The 5,329-nt window shown below is 43.9% G+C and carries 3 protein-coding genes; 2 read left to right on the forward strand and 1 reads right to left on the reverse strand.

The window, feature by feature from the left end; all coding sequences use genetic code 11:
• The first annotated feature begins 821 nt into the window (after window positions 1–821).
• A complete protein-coding gene (locus tag F6K20_RS22955; protein ID WP_008191243.1) occupies window positions 822–1,154 on the forward strand; it encodes an STAS domain-containing protein in 333 nt (110 codons plus the stop codon).
• 246 nt (window positions 1,155–1,400) lie between these two features.
• Entirely contained in the window at window positions 1,401–4,301 is a 2,901-nt protein-coding gene (locus tag F6K20_RS22960) for a TIGR03960 family B12-binding radical SAM protein (RefSeq protein ID WP_008191239.1), read from the forward strand.
• A 343-nt stretch (window positions 4,302–4,644) separates the two neighbouring features.
• Here the strand turns inward: F6K20_RS22960 and F6K20_RS22965 are convergent, their stop codons facing one another.
• Entirely contained in the window at window positions 4,645–5,262 is a 618-nt protein-coding gene (locus F6K20_RS22965) for a pentapeptide repeat-containing protein (protein WP_353736808.1), read from the reverse strand.
• Window positions 5,263–5,329 lie beyond the last annotated feature (67 nt).

Genomic DNA, 5,329 nt, shown 5'->3' on the forward strand with positions numbered 1-5,329 from the left:
TAGGGCTTTTTCTACTAGTTGACGAATAACAAATGTAGTTTTCACAATTACTTACCCACAATTCCATATAACTTTATTGTCTTCTGAAATTACTAGCCACTATAGTGATCTTTATCTTATTGGGATGTGATCTAAATCACTGATGAGGTGGATTGGTACTCTCTGACATATATATTACATATATATTATATGCCTTTTGGACTTAACTCAGAAAGCTTAACCTCAACGGAAGAAGCTATGCCGTTTCAAGGGTTAGAGGTATTGAAGTTTAGGTGCGACCCGTTCGCGTAGCGTTGGCAAAGCCAATAGGTGCGACCCAAGGGCGATTTATTCGCCCTTGGAGGCGCGCACCAATAGGTGCGAATTTAATTCTTAATGGGTCAAGCGCACCTAAGGCAGTTATAAGGACATACTGCTTAGTACTACTTGCCTCTACACCCTAGTTAACGTTATACTTATCTAAGGCTAAACATTTGGCTCAAGCCTATAACAAAAAGTATTATATTTCTATGTCAGGGCAGCTCTATTTAGTTAACGTAACAAAAATTATTAAAATTTAATCCCTACTTATAGGCATCAACTGAGCCATGCTCTTAGCAACTTAGACCATCGGAAATGAAAAATAAATTACTTAACTTGAAAAAAAGTAATATATGATACATTTTGATGGTAAGTTTAATGAAGATTTCAAAAACCATTAGCAATCTGTAAAGATTCGGCAAAGTCTATCAGAAGTGGTATGGAATTAGCGAAATTCCATACTATCTTCAATATATTCTCTATAAAATTTTATTGGATTTGACCAAGTGAGGAGTCTACTCATGACACAGGCGACCCTGAGTGCAAAATTAAGAATTATTCAACCTTCCGGTCATATTAACGCTTCTAATGCAATTGAGTTTAAAAGTCAGTTGACAGAAGCTGTGGTGGCTGCTGAGGATTCGGCTTTGTTGGTTGATATGCATCAGTTAGAGTCTCTCGACAGTGCTGGCTTAATGGCCTTAATTCATGGTCTGAAGCTAGCAAGAAGTCTAGAGAGGCGCTTTGGTCTTTGCTCCGTAGCTCCTTCAATTCGAATTATGCTGGAGCTAACTAAATTAGATGGGGTGTTTGAGATTTTTGACAGCCATGAGGCTTTTGCTACAGCCCTCTAGGGGGTTGGAGTAGGTTGGGAAGCTAACTCAATGGCTCTGAGTGCAGCAAAATCATAGGAAATCTTGGGAAGATTAAGTGCTTACAGCGATGATGATGGGAGGAGATAGGGAAATACCAGTTAAGAAGTATGGTGGTTATTATCTCCCTCACTTCATCCACCTTCACCCCCTTATCTCTAGCCTGAGTACTGATAAAATCAAAGGTGGATCAGGGTTAACTGCATTGAAAGCAGTAATAAAGTTTCTATGGCAATCACTGTAGAGGAAATATTAACACCAGACATCAACAGACCAGCCCGTTACTTAGGTAACGAGTTGGGAGCAGTCCATAAACCTTGGGAAGAAGCTGAGGTACGCTGGGTATTGACTTATCCAGAAATCTATGAAGTGGGGGCTTCTAACTTAGGCCATATCATCCTCTACAATATATTGAATTATCAACCTAGGCAATTATGCGATCGCGCCTATCTACCTGCCCCAGACTTGGCAGCTAAATTACGTTCCACTCAAACCCCTCTGTTTGCTGTCGAGAATCGGCGACCTCTGAAAGATTTTGATATTATTGGCTTTAGCCTTAGCTATGAATTAGGGGCAACCAACATCTTGGAAATGTTGGATTTGGGAGGAATTCCCCTGACCTGGAAAGACCGTGCTCAGTTTGATATATCGGAAATACCCCTAATTTTTGCAGGTGGACAAACGGCGACATCGAATCCTGAACCCTATGCTGATTTCTTAGATTTTGTTGATCTTGGCGATGGGGAAGAATTGTTGCCAGAGATTGGCTTAGTAATCGAAGAAGGCAAAGCAGCTGGCTTAAGTCGAGAAGCGTTACTCCTGGATTTGGCTCAGATACCAGGGGTGTATGTCCCCCAATTCTATGATATGACTGAGGATGGCTCAGTTAAACCCAACCGCCCTGATGTGCCGAAGCGGATTTTGCGGCGTGTGGCTACACCGATGCCTGCCTATGCTATTGGACTAGTACCCTATATCCAAACGGTTCATGACCGACTCAAGATCGAAGTGCGACGGGGCTGTACTCGGGGTTGTCGCTTCTGCCAACCTGGGATGCTGACTCGACCAGCGCGGGATGTGGAACCAGAAAAAGTGGTGGAAGCTATTGAACAAGGGATGCGTGCTACAGGGTATAACGAGTTTTCCCTTCTATCCCTGAGTTGTTCGGATTACCTGGCTCTACCAGCGGTGGGGATGGAAATCAAAAATCGTCTTAAGGATCAGAATATTTCCTTGTCCCTACCGAGTCAGCGGGTAGACCGCTTTGATGAGAATATTGCCAATATCCTAGGGGGCAATCGGCAGAGTGGCTTGACCTTTGCCCCAGAAGCAGGAACTCAGCGGATGCGGGATATTGTTAATAAGGGACTGACTAATGAAGAACTGCTCAGGGGAGTAAAGACGGCATTTGAGCAAGGCTGGGAGAAAGTCAAGCTCTATTTTATGATTGGTTTGCCCGGTGAAACGGATATGGATGTGTTGGGGATTGCGGAAACGGTGCGTTGGTTGCAGCAGGAGTGCCGTGCTAAAGGCAGAAAAACCATTAAGTTTAACATAACTGTTTCTAATTTTACCCCAAAACCTCACACCCCATTCCAGTGGCATTCCGTATCGACTTCGGAGTTTGAACGCAAGCAGGAATTACTCAAACAAGTATTTGGTCAGATCAGGGGGGTGAAGGTTAATTACACCGATGTTCGGATTTCGGCCATGGAAGATTTCGTGGGACGGGGTGACAGACGCTTAAGTGCGGTGGTGCGCCGTGCTTGGGAATTGGGGGCAGGGATGGACTCCTGGATGGAAAGCTTGGATCGGGCATTTGCTGCTTGGGAAAATGCGATCGCTTCATCAGGTCTGACCTGGAAATATCGCCAAGTAGAAAATGGCGAATGGAACGTGATGGCGGGTGTAGAAGAGTTGCAAGTTGGAAGGTTGTTCGCGAAGCGTGGCCAAAAGGCCAAGGTTGAAAGTTCAGAGCAACCAGCTAACCTACAACCAGCTAACCTACAACCAACTAACCGACAACCAACTAACCGACAACCAACTAACCTTCAACCAGCTAACCTTCAACCAACTAACCTTCAACCAACTAACCTTCAACCTTCTAACCTTCAACCTTCTAACCTTCAACCTTCTAACCTTCAACCTTCTAACCTTCAACCAGCTAACCTTCAACCAGCTAACCTTCAACCGTCAACCCTTAACGCCCTTGATGCTCCCTTGCCTTGGGATCATATTGATACGGGAATTGATAAGAATTGGCTCAAGGAAGATTTACAACGGGCGTTAGATGCAGCAACGGTACCGGATTGTTCCTTTGATGGGTGTTCTCACTGTGGTGTGTGTGGGATTGATTTTGGTCATAATGTAGTGATTGAGCCGCCACAGATTCCGCAATTTGCTGGTCACTTTAAACCCAATACTAATAAGGATCAGCGGCTGCGGGTTTGCTTTGGGAAGTTGGGGGATATGACCTTGTTGGGTCATCTGGATTTGGCAAGTCTGTTTGAGAGAGCAGTAAGACGGGCGTCACTGCCAATTCGATATAGTGGGGGGTTTCGGGCTAATGCTCGGATTATGATTGCTAATGCGTTGCCCTTGGGAGCGTCTAGCAGTGGGGAGATTGTGGAGTTTGAGTTAACTGAGAAAATGCCAGTTGAGGAGTTTAGGGAAAGGCTGGTGTCTCAGTTGCCTAAAGAGATTCCGGTGTATGGGGTTGAAGCAGTGGATTTGAAGGAACCTGCGGGAACTCAGCTGTTGGAGAGAGCTGAGTATTTGATTCGAGTTGAGGTAATATCAGAAGCGTCTTGGGAAGAGTGGCAGGGTTGGATTGAAGCAATCAAAGGTAGTAAGGAAATTTGGTGGGAGCGGTTTACGAAGTCGGGGAAGAAGCAGTGGGTGAATTTATGCGATCGCTTATTTGACTTCGAGGTGATCGAACCCCAAAAATCCAAAGATGGTGAAGAGGAGGTTGCGGAGTCTGGGGTGGTTTTGCGGTATGTGGGGAGTTGTTTGAATGATGGCACGATGTTGCGACCAGAGCACATTATTTATATGTTGGAGCAGGTGGCGCAGCGGGAGTTTCGTTTGTTGCATGTTCATCGGCAACGGTTGATTCTGCGCAATTGAGAAATTTGGCGTTGCTGAATTAAGGTATGATTGGCTAAAAATGTGGCGTTGCTGAATCAATCAATGAATATGAGTGGGGTGGACATCCTGCCTGCCCAAAAAGATCCGGTGCGCTTGACCCATTAAGAATTAAATTCGCCACGGGTCGCACCGTCAGGAACGGGCAAGATGCCCATTCCACAAAACTATTCAAATCATTCCATTATTAAGCAACGCCTCAAAGAATGGTCTAAGGAAAAGAAAATCACTGCTTTGATAAGGAAAGCCAATGGTACGGGAGTAATCAAAATTAGCCATTACCCATTACCAATAATTATCTTCTCACTGAGCTGGATTGATCTAGCTAACAATTATTATTTTTAATCCTGCCATTAGGCATAATAGTGTTACAGAAAATAGCATCATTTAAGTCAGCCTTAGCTAATTTAGCCTTTTTAAGATTAGCATGGCTGAAATTAGCCTCACTCAAATCAGCATCATGAAAGTCAACACCTTCTAAATTGGCATAACTTAGGTTGGCGGCTCTCAAGTCAGTATTATACAGTCTTGCACCACTCAAATTAGCATGACTAAGGTTAGCGCCACACAGTTCTTCATAACCTAGGTTGACATTTTTCAAGTCTAAACCGCTTAAGTCAGCCTCGGCACAAATAAAGATTGCTCCGGCTTTTGATGGGTTAAATCCAGTCGGAAACTCAGTGTATGACGTATAGATAGCTTTGGTAAAATTTATACTACTCAGGTCAGCTTTTTTCCAGCCATCAACCCCTAGCATACGGGCATAACTGAGGTTAGCATTGCTCAGGTCAGAATCACCTACGTAAACCTCACATAAGGTAGCATAACTAAAATTGGCATCCCTGAGCTTACTAGTAGCTATATAGATTACAGATAAATCCGCATAACTCAGATCAGTACCACTAAAATCACAGTTTTCCAAGGTTGATTCAGAGGCTACTATATGACTAAGTTAGCCTTAGTAAGGTTAGAATTTTCGATAGTGGTTTCGTATAGGTAAGCATTCCTCA

The sequence above is a fragment of the Moorena sp. SIO2C4 genome (assembly GCF_010672485.1).
Taxonomy (GTDB): domain Bacteria; phylum Cyanobacteriota; class Cyanobacteriia; order Cyanobacteriales; family Coleofasciculaceae; genus Moorena; species Moorena producens.